The sequence below is a fragment of the Agrococcus sp. GCM10030265 genome (assembly GCF_042666675.1).
Taxonomy (GTDB): domain Bacteria; phylum Actinomycetota; class Actinomycetes; order Actinomycetales; family Microbacteriaceae; genus Agrococcus.
In genome coordinates, this window is record NZ_JBHTCZ010000004.1 from 440,498 (window position 1) to 459,524 (window position 19,027).

Here is a 19,027-nt window from a genome sequence, read left to right on the forward strand (position 1 = left end):
CATGGCCGCCAGGCTGCCGTCGTCACCACCGGTGCTGCCTGGGTTCACGCACGTCCACATCCTCGGCAAGGGCGGCTTCGCCGACGTCTTCCTGTACGAGCAGAACCTGCCGCGACGGCCCGTGGCCGTGAAGGTCATGCACGCCGACCTCGTCGACGACCGCGTGCGCAGCGCGTTCCGCTCCGAGGTGAACCTCATGGGCAGGCTGAGCGCGCATCCGTCGATCCTCACGGTGTACTCGGCGAGCGTGTCGGGCGACGGCCGTCCGTACCTCGTCATGGAGCTCTGCTCGACCGAGATCGGCGACCGCTTCCGGCAGCGGCCGTTCGAGCTCGACGAGGCGCTCGAGATCCTCGTGCGCATCGGCGGAGCGCTCGAGACCGCGCATCGCGCAGGCACGCTGCATCGCGACGTGAAGCCGGCGAACATCATGACGACGGCCTTCGGGCATCCCGTGCTGTCGGACTTCGGCATCGCGTCGAACATGCACCTCGGCGACCACGAGTCGGCGGGCGTCTCGGTGCCGTGGTCGGCGCCGGAGGTGCTGCGCGACGAGACGGCCGGCACGGTCGCGAGCGAGGTGTGGTCGTTCGGGGCCACGCTGTACTCGCTCGTCGCCGGCCGCAGCCCCGCCGAGGTGCGCAGCGGGCGCAACGGCACCGACGAGCTGACGGCCCGGATCCTCGCGCACGACATCCAGCCGTTCGACGTGGATGCGCCGCGCGCGCTCGCCGCGATCGTGCGGAAGGCGCTCGCGCGCGACCCCCTCGACCGCTACCGGTCGATCCTCGCGATGGTCGAGGATCTGCAGGCCGTGCAGCAGGAGATGGGCGTGCCCGTGACGCCCATCGACCTGCAGGAGCGCCCCTGGTCGCGCGACGTCGAGCGCGCCGAGGAGTCGGCGCGCGAGGAGGAGCTGCCGCTGCGCGTGCGCGCCGCCCGCCGTCGAGCGCCGATGCGCGGGGCGCAGCAGATCGACATCTCGGCGTCGACGCAGTCGGCTCCCGCGCCCACGCGGCGCGGCTTCGTGTCGTTGCTCGTGGGTGCCGCGACCGCCGTCGTCCTCGGCGCGGTCGCGGTGGTCGCCGTCGCCGTGACGACGCTGCAGGGCTCGATCCCCGTCGTCGACGAGGTCGTGGCCGAGCCGGTCGACGGCGGCGTCGCGTTCACGTGGGACGACCCCGGCCTCGTCGACGCCGACTCCTACCTCGTGACGACGGCGTCCGGCGACGCCGTCATCCAGCGCGCCACGACCTTCAGCCTCGTCGGCGGCAGCGGCGACGAGCTGTGCATCACGGTCGCGGTCAATCGCGACGGACGCTCCGGCGACGGCGCGGAGGCGTGTGCGGAGGTGCCGTGAGCCAGGCGACCCGCATCGGAGGCATCGCGCTCGGGGGCGCGCTCGCCATCGCCGTCGCGACCGCCGCGGCGCTGTGGCCGGGCAACGCCGCCCTCGACCCGCGACTCGACCCCGGCAGCGTGTGGGTCGCGAACGGCGAGGCGTCGCTCGTGGGCGCCGTGAACACGCAGACCGACCAGCTCGAGTCGATCGTCGCGCCCGGCGGCGCGGCGAGCGAGGTCGTGCAGGGCGACGGCGGCGTGCTCGTCGTCGACCGCGCGGCGAGCGTCGTGCGCGCGCTCGACCGCGCGACGCTCGAGCCCGGGCCCGCCGTGCTCGTGCCCTCCGGCTCGGACGTGCAGCTCGCGGGATCGTCGGTGGCGATCGTCGCGCCGTCGAGCGGCGACGTGTGGGTGAGCGACGTCGCCGCGATCGAGTCGGGCGACGAGCTCGGCGAGCCCGTCGTGCAGCTCGGACGCGGTGCCGTCGCTGCCCTGACGCCCGAGACGCTCTTCGCCGCGTCGCCGGGCCTCGGCCGCGTGCTCGAGGTCGACGTCGAGTCCGGCGAGACGCGATCGAGCGTCGACGCCCCGATGTCGCCCGACGAGCCCGCGCTGCAGATCACGGCGGTCGGCGACCGGTGGGTGCTGCTCGACACGACGTCGAGCGTGCTCTCGAGCGGCGGCTGGCAGACGCGCATCGAGGCGGAGGATGCGGCGCTGCAGCTGCCGGGGCCGGCGACCGGCCGGGTGCTGGTCGCGACGGAGACGGGCATCGAGTGGCACGAGCTCGGGGTGCAGACCGTCGAGGTCGAGGCGTCGGGCCTCTCGGGCTCGCCGTCGCGGCCGCTGCTCCACGACGGCTGCGCCTACGGCGCGTGGTCGTCGGGGTCCGCCTGGCGCGGATGCGACGGCGACGGGGCGGCGCTCGAGCTCGAGGGCGTCGAGTCGGGCGCCGAGCTCGAGCTCGCGGCGCACGGCGGCGCCGTCGTGCTCGCCGATGCCGCGAGCGGCGACGCCTGGACCGTGGCGGGCGACGGCACCCTCGTCGACGACTGGACGCTGCCGACGCCGCCGGAGGTCGCCCCGGGCGGCGAGGAGCCGGAGGAGCCGGATGCGGGCGCCGACGATCCCGAGCAGCTGCCGCCCGTCGCGGTCGACGACGAGCTCGGGGCGCGGCCCGGGCAGGTGACGCTGCTGCCCGTGCTCGAGAACGACTCCGACCCGAACGGCGACGAGCTGACGGTGATCGACGTGCGCGGCGACCCGAGCGCATCCATCGCCCCCGACGGTCGTTCGGTGCGCCTGGCGCTGCCCGCGGATGCCGCAGGGTCGCTCGCGCTCGAGTACCGCATCTCCGACGGCGCGGGCGGCGAGGCGACCGCGACCGCGACGGTGGAGGTGCGCGGCCCCGAGGTCGACGAGCCTCCGGCCCCGCAGCGGCCCGCGACCATCGAGATCGCGCCGGGGGAGACGGTCGTCGCCGACGCGTTCCAGCACTGGGTGGATCCCGACGGCGACGCGCTCGTGCTCATGGATGCGTCGAGCGACGCGGGCGACCTCGTGCGCTTCCGGCCGGATGGGCGCATCGAGATCACCGACGGCGGGGCCGGCACGGTGCGCGACCTCGCGATCGCGGTGTCCGACGGCACCTCGATCGTGCGCGGATCGATCTCGCTGACGCCGGTCGAGCAGCCGCCGCTCGTCGCAGGCACCGTGACGGCGACGACGCGCGTGGGGCAGACGGCGGTGCTCGAGCCGCTGCTCTCGGCGCGCGGCGGCGCCGGGCTCGAGCTGCACAACGTCAACGGCCCGGCCGGCGTCGTCGCCGGCTACGTCGACGACACCATCTCGGTGACGCCGGAGACCGCGGGCATCATGACGTTCACGTACGTCGTGAGCGACGGTGCCGCGACCGCGACGGGGCAGGTGCGCGTGCAGGTGCTGCCGGCGGTCGACGCCTCGACCCCGCCCCAGCCGACGCAGCACGCCGTGGGCGTGCTCGCGGGCGACACCATCGAGGTGCCCGTCGCCGACCTCGACGTCGACCCCGCCGGCGGCGTGCTCGTCGTCACGGGCGCACGGACCGACTCGGATGCGGTGCGCGTCGACGTCGTCGACCAGGAGCGCGTGCGCATCGAGCTCGCCGGCCCGCTCGAGGGCCAGGCGACCGTGCGCTACGGCATCGCCAACGGCGTCGCGTCGGCGGAGGGCGTCATCGTCGTCGTCGAGCGCGACGACGCGCTGCAGGCGCCCATCGCGCGCGACGACGCCGTGCGCGTGCAGCCGGGCGGAGCGGTCGACGTCCCCGTGCTCGCCAACGACGAGCATCCCGACGGCGCGAGCATCGAGCTCGCGCCCGCGCTCGTCGAGCCCGCGGCCGCGGGGCTCGCGTTCGTCGACGGCGATCGGCTGCGGTACGTCGCACCCGACGAGCCCGGCGAGGTGTCGGTGACGTACGAGATCCTCGGGCCGGACGGCCAGAGCGCGTTCGCGACCGTCGCGATCGTCGTCGCCGACTCCGACGCGGCGACGAACGTCGCGCCGACGCCGCCGACGGTCGACGCCCGCGTCGTCGCGGGCGAGACGGTCGACATCCCCATCGATCTCACGACCGCCGACCCCAACGGCGACGGGGTGTCGCTCGTGGGGCTCGCGACGCCCGCGAGCCTCGGCAGCGTCGCCATCGTCGACGGCGGCACGCTGCGGTACGAGGCCGGCGGGTACTCCGCGGGCACCGAGACCCTCTCGTACGTCGTCGCCGACGACCTCGGCGCGCAGGCGACCGGCGTCGTGCGCATCGGCGTCGCCGCCCTCGACGGCGCCGCCGCGCCGCCGATCGCCGAGCCCGACGTCGTCACGCTGCGACCTGGCACGTCGCAGACGGTCGACGTGCTCGCGAACGACCTCGACCCCGCGGGCCTCGCGCTCGACGTCGTGGGCGCCGTGCCGCAGGGCGACGTGCGCGCGAGCGTGCAGGCCGGCGAGGTGCTCGTGACCGCTGGCGACGAGGAGGGCGAGTCGGGCGTCGTCGTCACGATCGAGTCGTCGCGCGGCGCCCAGGCCGTCGGATGGCTGCGCGTCGTCGTCGACGAGGAGGCCGAGCCTCCCACGCCGCGCGCGCAGGACGTGCGCGTGCCCGTCACGGCCATCCTCGACCGCGAGCAGGTCGTCGTCGAGCCGCTCGACGCCGTCACCATCGCCGACGGCGCCGTCGACCAGCTCGAGGCGTCGCTGCCGCTCGACGTCGACGGCGTCGCGATCGACGACGACGGCAGCCTGCGCATCCCCGTGCGGCCCGAGACGCGCGTCGTGCCCTACACGGTGACGCGCGCCGACACCGGCGCGTCGGCGTCCGCGCTCGTCGTCGTGCCGGGCACCGAGGATGCGCTGCCGCAGCTGCGTCCGGACGCCCCGCCGATCGTCGTCGCCTCCGGCGAGACGATCGAGATCGACATCGACGACCACGTCGTCGCGGTCGACGGCGACCCCGTGGTGCTCACCGACGCGTCGTCGGTGCGGGCCGAGCACTCCGACGGCGCCCAGCCGGTCGTCGACTCCCGCACGTTGCGCTTCACGTCGGCGCCGGGGTTCTTCGGCTTCGCGAGCATCGCCTTCGAGGTCACCGACGGCGACGGGCCGGGCGACCCGGAGGGGCGCGTCGCATCCGTGGTGCTGCCCATCGTCGTCGAGGCGGGCGACGGCCTGCCCGGCCGCGTGCTCGGCACGACGGTGCAGCTCGAGCAGGGCGTCACGCGCGAGCTCGACCTCGCGCGCATCACGTCGGCGCCGAACCCCGACGAGGTCGCGGGGTTCTCCTGGTCGATCGGTGCCGCCCCCGAGGGGTTCTCGGCCACGGTCGACGGCTCGATCCTGCGGCTCGACGTCGCCCCCGACGTGACGCCCGGAACGGTCGGCGACCTCGAGGTGCAGGTCACGGGACCGAGCGGCGATGGCGCCCCGGGCACGCTGCAGCTGCTCACGATCTCGTCGACGAAGCCGCTCGCGCAGCCGCAGCCCGACCGCATCGAGGTCGTCCGCGGCCAGGCGGGCTCCGTCGACCTGCTCGCGAACGACGAGGCGACGAACCCCTTCCCCGGCGACCCGCTGCAGCTCGTCGCGCTCGACGAGGCGTCGGTGCCGCTCGGCGTCGCCGTGACCCGCGCGCCGGGCTCGAGCGTCGTGACCGTGTCGGCGAGCGAGGTCGCCCAGGTGGGCACGACCACCGTGCGGTACCAGGTCGTCGATGCGACGAACGACCCGCGACGCGCGGTGTGGAGCACGTTGACGATCGTGGTGCGCGACGTGCCCGATCGCCCGGCGCCGCCCGTGCAGGCCACGGATGCCCACGTCGACGGCGGGCTCGTCGTGCGGATCGTGCCGCCCGGCGACGGCAACAGCCCCATCCTCGGCTACACGCTCGTCGGCCCGAACGGGTACCGGCACGAGTGCGGCCCTGCGACGACGTGCACGCTCACCGACCTGCCGGTCGGGGAGGACGTGCGGCTGCAGGTCGTCGCACGCAACGCCGTCGGCGCGAGCGCCCCGTCGGCGCCGTCCGAGCCGATGCATGCCGACCGCCTCCCGAGCGCCGTCACGGGCGTCTCGGCGACGCCCACGAGCACGCCGGGCACGAGCGTCGTGCGCTGGGCCGGCGCGTCGACGCCCGCGGGCGCCTCCGCCATCACCGGCTACCTCGTGCGCGTGCAGGGCCCCGGCGTCGACGCGATCCAGCGGCTCGACGCCGCCGCGCGATCCGCGACCGTCGGCGGCCTGCAGCCCGGGCAGGCGTACCGCGTCGACGTCGCGGCGACGAACGACGCGGGCGTCGCCGACGCAGCATGGCGCTGGTCGACGCCCTACGACTTCACCGCGGTCGGCCCTCCCGGCCAGACGACGGTCGTGCTGACGGGGTGGGATGAGACGTCGGGCATCGCCTCGGTCTCGTGGGCCCCGCCCGCCACGGGCGGCGCTGCGCTGCAGTACCGCATCGGCACCGTGCCCGAGGGCCAGCAGCCGCCTGCGTGCGCCGCGGGCGGCGGTGGGCGCGCCGAGACGTCGGGCACGGCCCGCGTGGCGTCGGGGGAGCGCGCGCAGGTCGTCGTGATCGCCGACAACGGCTACTTCTGCTCGTCGTCGGTGAGCCAGGTGGTGTACGGCGTGCCCGGCGCCGTGCCGGGCTCGGCGGTGTCGGTCGGCGTGAGCCAGGACGGTGGCCGCGCGGCACGCGACGTGCGCTTCGACCGCATCGCGCTCGCGCCCGGCATGCGTCTGCAGGTGCTCGTGCCCGGACAGGCGGGTCAGCCCGACGCGTGGGCTGCGGTCGTCGAGGGGCAGTTCGTCACGCCGCAGCCGATCCAGACGACCTACGGCCAGGACACGACGGTGCAGATCCGCCAGTGCGCGGCGAACGGCAACCAGCTGACGTGCGGGCCCGCGTCGTCGACCTCCTCGGTGACGCCGCTGGCGCTCGCCGCGTCCGCGACGCAGTGCTCGTGGGGTGCCGCGCTGCCGCAGCAGCTGCGGGTGTCGCTGCCCGTCAACGGGCCGAGCTGGCGCGCGTCCGCGACGGTGCAGTTCCGCTCGAGCCCCGACCAGGCCTGGTCGACGAGGCCCGAGGTCGAGTACGTCGAGGGGCAGACGCCCGTGCCGTTCGGGTCGACCGAGGTGCGCGTGCAGGGCGAGGTAGCCTCGTCGGGACTGGGCGGCGAACCGTTCGAGCACGCCGCCGGCACCGTCGAGCGATGTGGGATGTAGGAGCGAGATGACCGACGACGTGAGCGCCATCCGCGAGCTGGGCGACCGCATGGCCGAGGCGATCGAGCCCGTGCTCGTCGGCAAGAGCCACGTCGTGCGCCTCGCGCTCGCGGCCATGCTCTCCGGCGGCCACCTGCTCGTCGAGGACAACCCCGGCACGGGCAAGACGTCGCTCGCGCGCGCCCTCGCCGCCTGCATCGACGGCTCGGCCTCGCGCATCCAGTTCACGCCCGACCTGCTGCCCGGCGACATCACGGGCGTGAGCATCTGGGATCAGTCGACGGCGCGCTTCACCTTCCACGAGGGCCCCGTGTTCGCGAACGTCGTGCTCGCCGACGAGATCAACCGCGCGAGCCCCAAGACGCAGTCGGCGATGCTCGAGGTCATGCAGGAGGGGCGGGTCACGATCGACGGCAAGCCCAACGCCGTGCCCTCGCCGTTCATGGTCGTCGCGACGCAGAATCCGATCGAGCAGTCGGGCACGTACCGCCTGCCCGAGGCGCAGCTCGACCGCTTCGCGCTGCGCACGTCGATCGGGTACCCGGACCACGCGTCGACGCTGCGCATCCTCGAGGGATCGGCCGAGCCCGTCGACCCGTCGTCGCTCGCACCCGTGATCGACACGGCGCGACTGCACGAGCTCATCGCCGTCGTCGCGCGCGTGCACGTCGACGCCGCCGTCGCCGACTACGTCGCCCGCATCGTCGAGGCGACGCGGCAGTCTGGCGAGGTGCGCCTCGGCGTGAGCGTGCGCGGCGCGCTGTCGCTCGTGCGCACGGCACGCGCGTACGCAGCGCTCGACGGCCGCGACTACGTCACGCCCGACGACGTGAAGGCGCTCGTCATCCCCGTGCTCGGCCACCGCATCGTGCTCGAGCCCGAGGCCGAGCTCGACGGCATCACGCAGGAGACGATCCTGCAGCAGCTCATGCTCTCGACGCCGCCGCCGCGAGGACGCGACCGCTCGTGATCGAGCGGCTGCGACGCGCGACGCACGTCGTCACCGGCTGGGGATGGACGCTCGTGGGCGTCGCGATCGTCGGCGGACCCGTGGGCGTCGCGCTCGGATGGGTCGAGCTCGTCGTCGCCGCCTCGGCGGCGCTGCTGCTCGTGGTCGCCGCGCTGCCGTGGGTCGTGGGGCAGCGCGACGTCGACGTGCGGCTCGCGCTCTCCACGGAGCGCGTGCCCGTCGGGCAGCCGGCGCACGCGACGCTGTCGGTGCGCAGGCCCGGCCGCATCTTCGCGCCGCGCGCGATCGACGTGCTCGTCGGCGACGTCACGTACCGCGTCGACCTGCCGCGGCTCGAGTCGGGCGACGAGACGACGCAGCAGATCGTGCTCGACACACGCAGACGCGGTCGCGTCGTCGTCGGCCCTGCGACGGTGCTGCGCACCGATCCGTTCGGCATCCTCGAGCGCACGCACGTGCTGACGCTCGCCGCCGAGCTCGTCGTGCACCCCCGCGTCGCCCGCATCCCGGCGGTCGCGGCCGGGCTCGTGCGCGACCTCGAGGGCGAGTCCGCGGCCGAGCTGACGGCCGACGACGTCGCGTTCCACAGCCTCCGCGACTACCACCCGGGCGACGAGCCGAGGCACGTGCACTGGCGGTCGACCGCGCGCACGGGCCAGCTGCTCGTGCGGCAGTTCGAGCCGTCGAAGCGCAGCGACACCCTCGTGTGCGTCTCCACGTGCGGCGACGACTACGGCGCCGACGACTTCGAGCTCGCGCTCGAGATCGTCGCGACCATCGCGACCGGTGCCGTCGCCGAGCGGCGCCGCGTGCGCGTGGTCGAGAGCCCCGCATCCGGCCGCCTCGACCCGGCGCCGATCGACGCCCGCACGCGCGACCGGGTGCTCGACGGCCTCACCGACCTGAGCCTCGACCGCAGGCTCGGCATCGTCGACGTCGTGCGGTCGGTGGCGCTGTCGCCGCAGGCCTCCGTCGCGTGGATCGTCGTCGGCAGCGCCGCGCCGCCGCGCAGGCTGCGGGAGGCCGCGGGCCTGCTGCCGCCGGACGTCGCGCCGATCGTGCTGCGGGCGGATGCGCTCGCGCCGCCCTCGGTCGGCAGGCTCGCGCGCGTGCCGGTGCTGACGATCGGGCTGCTCGAGGACCTCGCCCGCGGCCTGCGCTCGGACGCGCTCGCATGACGCAGTGGCGGCTGGCGGCGCTCACGACGAGCGTCCTCGCGATCCTCGCGGCATGCCTGCCGATGGGCGCGCTGTTCGGCACGACGCGCATCGTGCCGCTCGTCGCGACGGCGCTGCTCGTCGGCACGGGCATCGCGGTGCTCGGCTGGTGGCGTCGCTGGCCCGCGCTGTGGCTCATCCTCGTCGGCCTCGGCGCCTTCCTCGTCGTCGCGCCGCCGCTCGCCGCGCCCGAGACGCTCGCCGGCTTCCTCCCCACCCTCGAGTCGTACGGCGTCGTCCTGCCCGCGGTGTGGCAGTCGTGGCGCGACATCCTCACGATCGCGCCTCCCGTGGGCGCGGGCGGCGGCCTGCTCGTCGCACCGCTCGTGCTCGTGCTCGTGGGCAGCGCCGCGTCGGGCACGATCGTGCTGCGCGTGCATCGGGCGGAGCTCGCGGGCATCGTGCCCGTCGCGATCGCGGCGTGGACGATCCTGTTCGGCCCGCGCGATCCGTGGGCGCCGGTGCTGCACGCGGTGCTCGTCATGTCGCTCGTCGTCGTCCTCGTGTCGATCGTGCGGCAGGCGCGTCGGCGCCGCGCCGCGCCGCGCACGCTCTCGACCCTGTGGCGGCGGTCGGTCGCGTCGCTCACGGTCGCCGCCGCGGCGATCGCGTGCGGCATCGTCGGTGGCGCGGCATCGCTCGGCGAGCGCGCCGTGCTGCGATCCGATCCCGTCGTGCTCGACACGAGCGAGCTCGACAGCCCGCTCTCGGCGTTCCGCGCATCCCACGTGCCCGCGCGCCGCGACGAGACCGTGCTGATCGCGACGGGCATGGCGGCGGGCGACCGCCTCGTCGTCGCCGTGCTCGACGCGTACGACGGCGTCGTCGCGGGCGTGTCGGACTCGGCCTTCGTGCGCATGCCGTCGGTGCCGCCGACGGGCGACGACGTGCTCGGCGTCACGATCGAGGACCTCGACGGCGTGTGGATCCCGCATGTCGGCACGCCGGAGGCCGTCGGATTCGTCGGGCCCCGTGCTGCGGCGCTGCAGTCGACGCTGCACGCCGACGCCGGCACGGGCGACCTCCTCGCGACCGCGGGGCTCGAGCCGGGCGACGCCTACGAGGTGTCGTTCGAGCGCGGCGCGGCGGTCGACGAGCTCGCCGGGCTCAGCCCTGCCGGCTCGCCGCAGCTGGGCGTCGTGCCACCGGCCGACGCGGTCGCCTGGCTGTCCGGCTGGACGCAGGATGCGTCGACGCCCGGCGAGCGGCTCGCGGCGCTCGTCGAGGGCCTCGCGACCGATGGCTATCTCAGCCACGGCGCCGACGACGAGCCGGCGAGCCGCGCAGGCCATTCGCTCGCGCGCATCGACGAGCTGTTCGACGGCGCGATGATCGGCGACGGGGAGCAGTACGCGGTCACGGCGGCGCTGCTCGCCGAGCAGCTCGGCTTCCCCGCGCGCGTCGTCGTCGGCTATGCGCCCACGGTCGCCGACGGCGAGCCGACGACGGTGGTCGCAGGCGACCTCGACGCATGGATCGAGGTGTCGACGCAGGAGGCCGGCTGGGTCGGCATTCCCGTGACCCCCGAGGCGCGACCGGTGCCGGAGGAGGAGGCGACGGCGCCGCAGCCGTCGACGCAGCCGCAGCCGCCCGCGGGTCCCGTGCTCCCGGAGGGCGGGCAGGAGAGCGGCGAGCAGCCGGCGGATCCCGTGCAGCCGCCTGCGCAGGCGATCGAGGACGCGACGCTGCGCGTCGTGCTCACCGCCATCGGGCTCACGCTCCTCGGGTCGCTGATCGTCGCGTCGCCGGTGCTCGCGGTGCTGGGCGCGAAGCTCCTGCGACGCAGGCGGCGACGGCTCGCCTCGTCGCGGGCCGATCGGGTCGACGGGGCGTGGCGCGAGCTCGTCGACGCCGCGGTCGATCGCGGCCGAGCGCCGCAGGCGGGAGCGACGCGACGCGAGTACGCGCGGGGAGACGACGAGCAGGCGTTCGCGCACTCGATCGACGCGACGATGTTCGGTCGGGCCGAGCCGGGCGACGAGGCGGTCGAGCGAGCGTGGGCCACGCGCGGGCGGCTCGTGGAGGCGCTCGACGCGGGCACGTCCCGCCTCGAGCGGATGCGCGCGCGGCTGTCGCTGCGCTCCTTCCGGCGACGCTGAGCCCCGCGGCGTCCGGCCCGCCGGGCCTCCACAGGCGCCCGCGCTCCACAGCTCCGCGGGCCTGTGCCGCGCACGGTCGGTCGCCCACGACATGGTGCTCGCGTGCGCGACCGACTCCAGCTGCCCAGCCCGCCCGCCGATCCGCCTGCGCCGTCGTTCCCGGTGCTCGCGAGCATCGCACCCGTCGTCGGCGCGGGAGCCCTCTGGATCGTCACGCAGCAGCCCACGACGCTGCTGCTCGCCTTCCTCGGGCCCGTGATCGCCGTCGCGAGCCTCGGCGACGGCCGCATCCAGCGTCGGCGGGCGCAGCGGCGCGAGGCCGAGCGGTTCGCGCGCGAGTGCGATGCGCTCGACGAGCGCATCCGCGCCGCGCACGCGCTCGAGGCGCGCGAGCTCGCCGACCGGCACCCGGACGCCCGCGCCTGCGTGCGCGCGCCCGTCAACCATCCGCATCGGTGGCGGCATGCCGACGGCGACGCCGTGCCGGTCGTGCTCGGCGTCGGCGGCGTGCCCTCGGGGTCGGCGCTCGAGGCGTGGGCGCAGCAGCAGCCGGAGGAGGTGCAGCACCGCGCCGACGCGCTGCGGGCGCACGCGGCCACGGTGGAGGCGCCGCTCGTCGTCGACGCGCGGCTCGGCGTCGGCATCGTCGCGGGGCCGGGCATCGGCGACGCGCACGCGCGCAGCCTCGTGCTGCAGGTGCTCGCGACCCTCGCGCCCGAGGCGGCGACGGTGGTGGTCGAGGCGGATGCGTCATGGTCGTGGATCGATGCCGTGCCGCATCGCGTCGACCGCTCGGTCGTCGAGGGGCGCACGCTCGTGCGCGTGCTCTGCGAGGTCGCCGAGGTGACGGTGGCTGCGGCACCGACCGCGACGGGGCTGCCGCGCGACTGCCGCGTCGTCGCGACGGCATCGCTCGCCGAGGTGCGCTCGGGCGAGCGCTCGTGCACGCCCGCGCTCGTGTCGCTGCGCGAGGCCGCCGCCGGGGCCGCGCGGCTCGCGGAGGCCGCGGCCGCCGCCGGGCTCGGCGGGCAGGCGGCGCTGCCGTCGCTCGTGCACCTCGCCGACCTCGCGCAGGAGGCGCCCGGCGTGCTGCCCGCGACGTTCCTCGCGGGGCCCGATCCGCTCACGATCGACCTCGCGGTCGACGGTCCGCACGCCGTCGTCGGCGGCACGACGGGCTCCGGCAAGAGCGAGCTGCTCGTCGCGTGGATCGCGGCGCTCGCGCGCCGCCACGACCCGTCGGAGCTCGCGGTGCTGCTCGTCGACTTCAAGGGCGGCGCGTCGTTCGAGGCGCTCCGCGACCTGCGGCACTGCGTCGGCGTCGTCACCGATCTCGACGAGCACGGCGCCGAGCGCGCCATCGAGAGCCTGCGAGCCGAGATCCGGCACCGGGAGCGCACGCTGCAGTCGCAGGGCGTCCGGTCGATCGAGGAGGCGTCCGGGCTCGGCAGGCTCGTCATCGTCGTCGACGAGTTCGCCGCCATGCTCCACGAGCTGCCCGACCTGCTGCGCCTCTTCGCCGACGTCGCGGCGCGCGGGCGATCGCTCGGCATGCACCTCGTGCTGTGCACGCAGCGGCCTGCGGAGGCCGTGCGCGACGGCGTGCTCGCCAACTGCGGCGTGCGCATCTCGCTGCGCGTGCCCGACGAGGCGGATGCGATCGCGGTCACGGGCGTGCCCGACGCGGCGCACATGCGGCTCGACGAGCGCGGGCGCTGCGTCGTGCGCATCGCGGGGCACGCGACGATGCATGCGCAGGCTGCGCTCGCCGAGCCCGCGCTGCTCGAGCGCGTCGTCGCCGACTCCCACGCGCACCCGGCACCGAGGCGCCCCTGGTGCGACCCGCTGCCCGCGCGCATCCCTGCGGCGTCGCTGCCCGACCTCTCCGACGACGCGGGCGATGCGCTCGTCCTCGGTCTCGTCGATCGGCCGGCGGCGCAGCGCGTCGACCCGCTCGCGTGGCGGCCCGGCGTCGACGGGCCGCTGCTCGCCCTCGGCGCCGCAGCGAGCGGCAAGAGCGCCGTGGCCGACCTGCTCGCCCGCGCGGGCGGCGACCTCGTCCGCGACGAGGAGGCGCTGTGGGATGCCGTGCACGAGCCCATCGCGCCGGGCGTGCTCGTCGTCGACGACGTCGACGCGCTGCTCGCACGCCTCGACGACGAGCACGCGCACGAGGTCGCGGCCCTGCTCGCGCGCCGCATGCGCGAGGGCGCAGGGCTCGGGCACGCCGTGGCGCTCACGGCGCGGCGCGTGACCTCGACCATGGGGCAGCTCGCGCCGCTCGCCGACATGCGCGTGCTCCTCCGGCTCGCGTCGAGGCAGGAGCACGTGCTCGCCGGCGGCGTCAGCGACCGCTACGACGCGACGCTGCCGCCGGGTGCCGGCTGGGTGGCGGGGGAGCGCGTGCAGCTCGGGCTCGCCGACGAGCCCGCCGTGCCACGTCGCGCGCAGCGGTTCGCGCTGCCTGCCGGGCCCGTGGCGATCGTCGTCGCGAGCGGCGACGACGTGCCGCGCGGGCTCGGCGCCACCGGCACGCCGGCCGCACCCGGCGAGGTCACGGTCGGCACGGTCGGCGAGTGGGAGGCGGCGTGGGGCGTGCTCGACCGCCTGCGCCACGACCGCCCCGTCGTCGTGCTCGGCGTCGACGACCGCACCGTGCGCCAGGTGCTCCGCGGCGCACCGCTCTCGCCCGCCCTGCGCGGCGCGCGTCGGTGGATGCTCGAGCGCGGCGTGGCGCGCAGGCTCGCCTAGTGCGTCGCGTCGAGCGGCGCGTGCCGGGCGGGGTCTGCGAAGGGCAGCGCGACGGTCGGCGCGTCGCCGAGCGCGACCTCGGCGAGGTGCTCGCCGATGGCGGCGGCGTGCTTGAAGCCGTGGCCGTTGCACCCGCCGCCGACGAGCAGCCGCGCACCGACGCGGCCGACGACGAACTGGTGATCGTCGGTGCGTCCGTACATGCAGGGCCGCGTCGACACGGGCACCGGATCCACGCCGGGCAGCGCGCTCGCGGCGAGACGCGACACGAGCGCAGCGTCGGCGGGATGCTCGCTGCCGACGAGGGAGTCCGGCTCGACGGGCACGAACGCCGGGTCCTCGGCGGGTCCGAGCTTCACGAGCTCGCCCGGCAGCGCGCCGTGGCCCCACATCCACGCATCGCCGACCGCGGCGACCACGACGCCGAGGGCGTCGGCGGCGAGCGCCGACTCCTCGCCTGCGCGCGGCGCGAACCACGTGACGAGCGTGCGGATCGGCGTCACCCGCAGGTCCGGCACGAGGGCACCCGTCCAGGCGCCTGCCGTCACGACGACCTGGTCGAACCGCTCCTCGCGGCCGTCGACGCGCAGGATGCCGTCGGCCGCGTCCGACGCGTCGACGTGCGCGTGCTCGCGCAGGTCGGCGCCCGACGCCCGCGCCGCCGCAGCCGCGGCGAGCAGCGACGGCTCGGCCGCGAGGATGCCGGCGGCGGGGTCGACCACGCCGACGGCGTCGTCGGCGACGCGCAGCGCCGGCCAGCGCTCGCGCACCTCGGCCGCGTCGAGCACCTCGTGCGGCACGCCCGTCGCCTCGGCGACGGCGAGCGACTCGCGCACGAGCGCCGAGTCGGCGGGCCCGACGGAGACGCCGCCCGTGACGGTCAGGAGGCGCTCGCCCGAGACGGCCTCCAGCTCGCGCCACAGCACCGCCGACCTCTCCGCGAGGGGCACGAGGCCCGGGTGCTCGACGCACAGGCGGCGGTACAGGCGCGTCGCGCCGTGCGACGAGCCGCGATCGTGACCGATGGTGCCGCGCTCGAAGCCCACGACGTCGGCGCCCGCGGCCGCGAGCCGCCACGCCGTCATGGTGCCCCACGCGCCGAGGCCGACGACGGCGACGCGCGTCATGCGGTCACGGTCGCCGGCCACGGCGATGCGGGCGCGTCCGTCACAGGGCCGCGAAGGCCTCGTCGATGACGCCGACGGCGTCGCGCAGCTGCTCGTCGGTGATCGCGAGGCTCGGCAGGAAGCGCAGCACGTTGTAGTCGGTGCCCGCCGTCAGCACGAGCACGCCCTGCTCGCCGGCCGCCTTCGAGATCGGTGCCGTCGGCACCGGGTCGCCCGTGGCGGGGTCGACGAGCTCGATCGCGAGCATCGCGCCGTGGCCGCGCACCTCGGCGATGACGTCGTGCTTGGCCTGCAGCTCCTCGAGCAGCGGGCGCAGCACGGCCTCGACGCGCTGCGCCTTGCCGTTGAGGTCGGCGGACTCGACCTGCTCGAGCACGGCGACGGCCGCAGCGCAGGAGACGGGGTTGCCGCCGAAGGTGCCGCCGATGCCACCCGTGTGCACCGCATCCATGATCTCGGCGCGACCCGTGACGCCTGCGAGGGGCAGGCCGCCCGCGATCCCCTTCGCCGACAGCACGATGTCGGGCACCCAGCCGAAGTGCTCGGACGCGAACGTCCTGCCGGTGCGGCAGACGCCCGACTGCACCTCGTCGGCGATCATGACGACGCCGTGCTCCGTGCACCACTCCTGCATGGCGGGCAGGTAGCCGTCGGCGGGCACGATGAACCCGCCCTCGCCCTGGATGGGCTCGACGACGAGGCACGCGAGGTCCTCGACGCCGACGTGCTTCTCGAGGTACCAGATCGTGCGCTTCGCGGCCGCGGCGCCGTCGAGGCCGTCGCGCAGCGGGTACGAGCCCGGCGCGTGGAAGATGTCCGAGGCGAGCGGCCCCATGCCGGCGGCGTACGGCGCGGGCTTGAAGTTCATCGTCATCGTCAGATTGGTGCGGCCGTGGTAGCCGTGCTCGAGCACGGCGACCGCGCGGCGGCGCGTGGATCGGCGGGCGATCTTCACGCCGTTCTCGACCGCCTCCGAGCCCGAGTTCACGAAGAACGAGCGCTTCTCGAAGTCGCCGGGCGTCAGCTGCGCCAGCAGCTCGGCGACGCGCACGTACGACTCGTACGGGGTCGTGCCGAAGAGCGAGTGCGTGAGGCGCGCCACCTGCTCCTGCACGGCGGCGACGACGGCCTCGTTCGTGTGGCCGACGGTCGTGACGCCGATGCCGCAGCCGAGGTCGATGAAGCGGTTGCCGTCGACGTCGGTGATGATCGCGTCGTGCGCCTCGGCGATGAAGACCGGCAGCTGCGCGGGCACGCCCTGCGGCACGAACCTCGCCTTGCGCGCGAGCAGCTCCTGGCTGCGCGGACCCGGGATGGGGGTCGTGACGGAGCGGGACTGGGATGCGAGCACGTCGGTCATGCGCCAATCGTACGCGCGCTCGCGGCGCGCGAGGGCGTGCCTGGCTAGCCTGGGTGGCATGCGTCACGAGTACCGCGTGGGAGTCGAGTGGACGGGCGCGGGCGACGCCGGCACCGAGGGGTACCGCTCGTACGTGCGCGACCACGTCATCCGCGTCGACGGCCTCCCCGACATCCTCGGCTCCGCCGATCCGACCTTCCGCGGCGACCGCACGCGGCACAATCCCGAGCAGCTGCTCGTCGCCGCGCTCGCGCAGTGCCACATGCTGTCCTATCTGCACCAGGCGGTCACGCGCGGCGTCGTGGTGACGGCGTACGACGACGACGCGCGCGGGTTCATGACGACGTCGGGCACGGGCGGCGCCTTCGACCGCGTGCTGCTGCGTCCGCGCGTGACGGTGCGCGACGCCGCCATGGCGGAGGTCGCGCTCGAGGCGCACCTGCAGGCGTCGAGGGACTGCTTCATCGCGTCGTCGGTCGCCTTCCCCGTCGAGCACGCCCCGACGATCTGGCACGACGGCGAGCTCGTCGCCGGGGAGCCCGCGGCGGACGCCGAGGCGTGAGGCGCATCCTGCTGCTCGGGTCGACGGGCTCGATCGGCACGCAGACCATCGAGCTCGTGCGCGCCCATCCCGAGCGCTTCGAGATCGTGGGGCTCGCGGCGGGGTCCGACGCCGCGGGGCTCGCGGCCCAGGCCGATGCGCTGGGGGTGCGGGCGACGGCGCTCGGGGGTGCGGATGCGGTGCGGCTCGTGGAGGACGTCGCGTGCGACGTCGTCGTCAACGGCATCACGGGCTCCGCTGGTCTCGCGCCGACGCTCGCCGCGCTCGCGGCGGGCCGCACGCTCGCGCTCGCGAACAAGGAGTCGCTCGTCGTCGGCGGCGAGCTCGTCACCGCGTCGGCGGCGCCCGGGCAGATCGTGCCGCTCGACTCCGAGCACTCGGCGATCGCCCAGTGCCTCGCGGCGGGCCGTGCCGACGAGGTGCGACGGCTGGTCCTCACGGCGAGCGGCGGACCGTTCCACGGCTGGAGCCGCGAGCGGCTCGCGTCGGCGACGCCGGCGGACGCGCTCGCGCATCCGACGTGGTCGATGGGGCGCGTCATCTCGACGAACTCGGCGACGCTCGTGAACAAGGGCCTCGAGGTCATCGAGGCGCATCTGCTCTTCCGCGTGCCGCTCGACGACGTCGCCGTCACGGTGCATCGGCAGTCGATCGTGCACTCGATGGTCGAGTTCGTCGACGGCTCCACGATCGCCCAGTGCTCCCCACCCGACATGGCGCTCGCGATCGCGCTCGCCCTCGACTGGCCGACGCGCGTGCCCGGCGCCGTGAGCCCGCTCGACTGGACGCGCGCGTCGACGTGGACGTTCGAGCCCGTCGACGACGACGGCCCGCTCGCGGGCATCCGCCTCGCCAGGGAGGCCGCCGCGCGGGGTGCGACGTCCCCCGCGGTGCTGAACGCCGCGAACGAGCAGGCCGTGCACGCCTTCCTCGAGGGCCGCATCGGCCTCCTCGAGATCCTCGACGTCGTCGAGCGCGTGCTCGACGCCCACGAGCCGCAGGCCGTGACGCTCGACGCGGTGCTGGATGCGGAGCGCTGGGCCCGCGCGGCGGCCGACGCGCGCATCGCGGCCCGCGGCTGACGCGACGGCGCCGCAGCCCGGGCCGGCTGCGCCCGCGCGTCCGCGACGGCGACGCGGCTCAGGCCTGCGAGACCTCGACGTCGATCTGCGCCGCGTCGAGGGCGGCGACGACGGCGACGGCGTCGTCCCAGTAGGGCTCGTAGTGGTACGGATCCTGGTTGACCTGCACGGTGTGCGCCACGATGGTCGGCGCCATGCCGTCGCGCGCCGCGACGTCGTCGAGCGCCTGGTAGAAGAGCACGGCCGAGCCGTAGGCATCCATCCGCACCTCGTAGGCGCCCCAGTTCGTGCGCTGCTGGAACAGCCCGCGCGAGTCGGGTCCGGCGGTGTCGCCGAAGTCGACGACGACGAGGCTCGACTCGCCCATGGCGGTCATGACCGCGATGGTGCGGTCGCGGTCGGACAGCCCGAGATCCTCGCCCGCCTGCAGGATGATCGCGGCGTTCGTCAGCTGCTCGCGATCCCACCCGGCGACGGCTCCGGGCACGTCGCCCGTGACGGTCGCGGTCTGCTCCCACGGCTCGATGCGCGGCTGCAGCGCCCACGCGAGGACGACGATCGCGAGCGTCGCGGCCGCGACGACCGTGGCCGCGACGCCCATCCGCCGACGATCCTGCGCGAGCTCCCGCGCGCGCGCCGCGGCCGCGCGGGCCGACGGGCGGCGGCCGGTCGTCGTGCGACGACGCGGGGTCGTCGGCCGGCGACGCGTCGTGGTCGGCATCCGGCAAGGGTAGGCGGCGAGCCCATGGGCCTGCCATGCGCGG

Annotated in this window: 11 protein-coding genes; 8 read left to right on the top strand and 3 right to left on the bottom strand. The window is 75.5% G+C overall.

The features are described from left to right. Position 1: 1 nt before the first annotated feature. The 6 genes from ACFQPP_RS13845 (at position 2) to ACFQPP_RS13870 (ending at position 14,132) form a co-directional block, all read left to right on the top strand. On the top strand, positions 2-1,360 hold the full coding sequence (locus ACFQPP_RS13845) for a serine/threonine-protein kinase (RefSeq protein WP_376917226.1): 1,359 nt from the start codon (positions 2-4) through the stop codon (positions 1,358-1,360). Beyond that, positions 1,357-7,095 (top strand): Ig-like domain-containing protein, encoded by a 5,739-nt coding sequence (locus tag ACFQPP_RS13850; protein WP_376917227.1) that lies wholly within the window; start codon positions 1,357-1,359, stop codon positions 7,093-7,095. The genes ACFQPP_RS13845 and ACFQPP_RS13850 overlap by 4 nt, the downstream gene beginning before the upstream one ends. Before the next feature lie 7 nt (positions 7,096-7,102). Further along, complete coding sequence (locus tag ACFQPP_RS13855) at positions 7,103-8,065, top strand: AAA family ATPase (protein ID WP_376917228.1); 963 nt, start codon at positions 7,103-7,105, stop codon at positions 8,063-8,065. Beyond that, positions 8,062-9,243, top strand: coding sequence for a DUF58 domain-containing protein (locus tag ACFQPP_RS13860; protein WP_376917229.1), 1,182 nt, complete (start codon positions 8,062-8,064; stop codon positions 9,241-9,243). The genes ACFQPP_RS13855 and ACFQPP_RS13860 overlap by 4 nt, the downstream gene beginning before the upstream one ends. Then, on the top strand, positions 9,240-11,381 hold the full coding sequence (locus ACFQPP_RS13865; RefSeq protein ID WP_376917230.1) for a transglutaminase family protein: 2,142 nt from the start codon (positions 9,240-9,242) through the stop codon (positions 11,379-11,381). Before ACFQPP_RS13860 ends, ACFQPP_RS13865 begins: the two co-directional genes overlap by 4 nt. A gap of 102 nt (positions 11,382-11,483) precedes the next feature. Continuing rightward, entirely contained in the window at positions 11,484-14,132 is a 2,649-nt protein-coding gene (locus ACFQPP_RS13870) for an FtsK/SpoIIIE domain-containing protein (protein WP_376917231.1), read from the top strand. Here the strand turns inward: ACFQPP_RS13870 and solA are convergent. Together solA and ACFQPP_RS13880 are read right to left on the bottom strand one after the other, a co-directional pair. Further along, complete coding sequence (gene solA / locus ACFQPP_RS13875; RefSeq protein WP_376917232.1) at positions 14,129-15,259, bottom strand: N-methyl-L-tryptophan oxidase; 1,131 nt, start codon at positions 15,257-15,259, stop codon at positions 14,129-14,131. The two genes, ACFQPP_RS13870 and solA, sit on opposite strands and share 4 nt — an antisense overlap. A 40-nt stretch (positions 15,260-15,299) precedes the next feature. Beyond that, on the bottom strand, positions 15,300-16,619 hold the full coding sequence (locus ACFQPP_RS13880) for an aminotransferase class III-fold pyridoxal phosphate-dependent enzyme (RefSeq protein WP_376917233.1): 1,320 nt from the start codon (positions 16,617-16,619) through the stop codon (positions 15,300-15,302). A gap of 58 nt (positions 16,620-16,677) precedes the next feature. Here ACFQPP_RS13880 and ACFQPP_RS13885 point away from each other — a divergent pair, with 58 nt between their 5' ends. Together ACFQPP_RS13885 and dxr are read left to right on the top strand one after the other, a co-directional pair. Then, positions 16,678-17,181 (top strand): OsmC family protein, encoded by a 504-nt coding sequence (locus ACFQPP_RS13885; RefSeq protein WP_376917234.1) that lies wholly within the window; start codon positions 16,678-16,680, stop codon positions 17,179-17,181. Beyond that, complete coding sequence (gene dxr, locus ACFQPP_RS13890) at positions 17,178-18,263, top strand: 1-deoxy-D-xylulose-5-phosphate reductoisomerase (RefSeq protein WP_376917235.1); 1,086 nt, start codon at positions 17,178-17,180, stop codon at positions 18,261-18,263. The genes ACFQPP_RS13885 and dxr overlap by 4 nt, the downstream gene beginning before the upstream one ends. A gap of 58 nt (positions 18,264-18,321) precedes the next feature. Here the strand turns inward: dxr and ACFQPP_RS13895 are convergent, their stop codons facing one another. Further along, positions 18,322-18,984, bottom strand: a complete 663-nt coding sequence (locus ACFQPP_RS13895; RefSeq protein WP_376917236.1) for a peptidase M23 — start codon at positions 18,982-18,984, stop codon at positions 18,322-18,324. Between the last annotated feature and the right edge of the window lie 43 nt (positions 18,985-19,027).

Excerpts from the sequence above, each read along its gene's own strand:
- ACFQPP_RS13845 (WP_376917226.1), top strand. The coding sequence starts at position 2 with ATGGCCGCCAGGCTGCCGTCGTCACCACCGGTGCTGCCTGGGTTCACG.
- ACFQPP_RS13855 (WP_376917228.1), top strand. The coding sequence starts at position 7,103 with ATGACCGACGACGTGAGCGCCATCCGCGAGCTGGGCGACCGCATGGCC.
- ACFQPP_RS13865 (WP_376917230.1), top strand. The coding sequence starts at position 9,240 with ATGACGCAGTGGCGGCTGGCGGCGCTCACGACGAGCGTCCTCGCGATC.
- solA (WP_376917232.1), bottom strand. The coding sequence starts at position 15,259 with ATGACGCGCGTCGCCGTCGTCGGCCTCGGCGCGTGGGGCACCATGACG.
- ACFQPP_RS13880 (WP_376917233.1), bottom strand. The coding sequence starts at position 16,619 with ATGACCGACGTGCTCGCATCCCAGTCCCGCTCCGTCACGACCCCCATC.
- ACFQPP_RS13885 (WP_376917234.1), top strand. The coding sequence starts at position 16,678 with ATGCGTCACGAGTACCGCGTGGGAGTCGAGTGGACGGGCGCGGGCGAC.
- ACFQPP_RS13895 (WP_376917236.1), bottom strand. The coding sequence starts at position 18,984 with ATGCCGACCACGACGCGTCGCCGGCCGACGACCCCGCGTCGTCGCACG.